Origin of the sequence: Corallococcus sp. Z5C101001, assembly GCF_007352635.1 — a bacterium.
Lineage (GTDB): Bacteria > Myxococcota > Myxococcia > Myxococcales > Myxococcaceae > Corallococcus > Corallococcus silvisoli.
Genome location: NZ_VKLU01000049.1, coordinates 1 through 1,919 on the forward strand (window position 1 = coordinate 1; position 1,919 = coordinate 1,919).

Annotated in this window: 1 protein-coding gene; it reads left to right on the forward strand. The window is 70.0% G+C overall.

Going from position 1 to position 1,919, the window contains the following annotated elements:
- Positions 1–12 precede the first annotated feature (12 nt).
- Positions 13–1,919, forward strand: a 1,907-nt coding sequence (locus tag FOF48_RS36130) for an amino acid adenylation domain-containing protein (protein ID WP_255443077.1), incomplete at its 3' end; no start/stop codon positions are given.

Here is a 1,919-nt window from a genome sequence, read left to right on the forward strand (position 1 = left end):
ACCGTGCAGCGCATGGCCGGCCACCTCGGCGTGCTGCTCGAGGCCATCGCCTCTCAGCCGGACGCGGCCCTCTCGCACCTCCCCCTCCTCACCACCACGGAGCGCCAGCAGCTCCTCGTCGACTGGAACGGCCCCCGCTCCTCCTTCCCTCGCGACCTCTGCCTCCACGACGCCTTCTGCGCCCAGGCCCTCCTCACCCCCGACGCCCTCGCCGTCGTCTGCGGTGACGAGCACCTCTCCTTCCGCCAGCTCGACTCCCGCTCCAACCAACTCGCCCACCTCCTCCTCGAGCTCGGCGTCGGCCCGGACGTCCGCGTCGTCCTCTGCCTCGAGCGCTCCGTCCTCTCCCTCATCGCCATCCTCGCCACCCTCAAGGCCGGCGGCGCCTACGTCCCCGTCGACCCCAGCTACCCTCGCGACTGGCTCGCTCACGTCCTCCACGACACCCGCGCCCCCGTCGTCCTCACCCAGCGCCACCTCCTCGACTCCCTCCCGCCCCACTCCGCCCACGACGTCTGCCTCGACTCTCCTCCCGAGTCCTTCTCCCTCCTCCCCCTCTCTCCCCCCGCCTCCTCCGTCTCACCCGACAACCTCGCCTACGTCATCTACACCTCTGGCAGCACAGGGCGCCCCAAGGGCGTCATGATTCAGCACCGCTCCGTCCTCAACCTCCGCGCCGCTCTCGCCTCCACCGTCCACGCCGGCGCTCTCCCCTCCGAGCGCGTCAGCGTCAACGCTCCTCTCTCCTTCGACGCCTCCGTCAAGCAGCTCATCCAAGTCCTCGACGGCCACACCCTCTGCATCGTCCCTGACGAAGCCCGCGCCGACGTCGCCGAGCTCCTCAAGCGCATCTCCCTCGACTCCCTCGACGTCCTCGACTGCTCCCCCGCTCACCTGCGCCTCCTCGTCGAAGAAGGCCTCCTCGAGCGCGACGCCATTCCCCGTCGCGTCCTCGTCGGTGGTGAAGCCGTCGACTCCGCCACCTGGCGTGCCCTCTCCCACCACCCGCGCCTGCGCGCCTTCAACGTCTACGGCCCCACCGAGTGCACCGTCGACGCCACCGTTTGCGCCTTCGACTCCTCCCCCTCGCCCACCATCGGCAGGCCCCTTCCCAACGTCCGCGTCTACGTCCTCGACTCCTCCCTCCACCCTGTCCCCGTCGGCGTCTCTGGAGAACTCTTCATCGGCGGTGAGGGCGTCGCTCGCGGCTACCTCGGCCGCCCGGACCTCACCGCGGAGCGCTTCATCCCCGACTCCTTCTCTTCCTCTCCGGGTGCGCGCCTCTACCGCACCGGCGACGTCGCCCGCTGGCGTGCTGACGGCACCATCGACTACCTCGGCCGCGCTGACTTCCAGGTGAAGGTGCGTGGCTTCCGCATCGAGCTCGGTGAAATCGAGTCCACCCTCCTCGGCCACCCCCAGGTGCACGCCGCCGTCGTCCTCGCTCGCGAGGACTCCCCTGGCGACAAGCGCCTCGTCGCCTACCTCGTCCCCCACGACGGCCAGTCCCTCGACACCAACGAGCTGCGCTCCTTCCTCAAGCTTCACCTGCCTGAGTACATGGTGCCCTCGGCCTTCCTCGTCTTGGACTCGCTCCCCCTCAACACCAACGGCAAGGTCGACCGCAAAGCACTCCCTGCTCCGCTCGCCGCCTCCTCTTCCTCCCACGTCGCCCCCCGCACTCCCGCCGAGGAACAGCTCGCCGCCCTCTTCTCCCAGGTGCTGCGCGTCGAGCGTGTCGGCGTCCTCGACGACTTCTTCGCCCTCGGTGGCCACTCCCTCCTCGCCACCCAGCTCGTCTCTCGCGTCCGCGCCTCCTTCAACGTCGAGCTGCCTCTTCGCTCCCTCTTCGAAGCCCCCACCGTCGCCGCGCTCGCCGAACGCATCCTGGCCCTCACGCCAGCCTTGCGCGTGCCGCC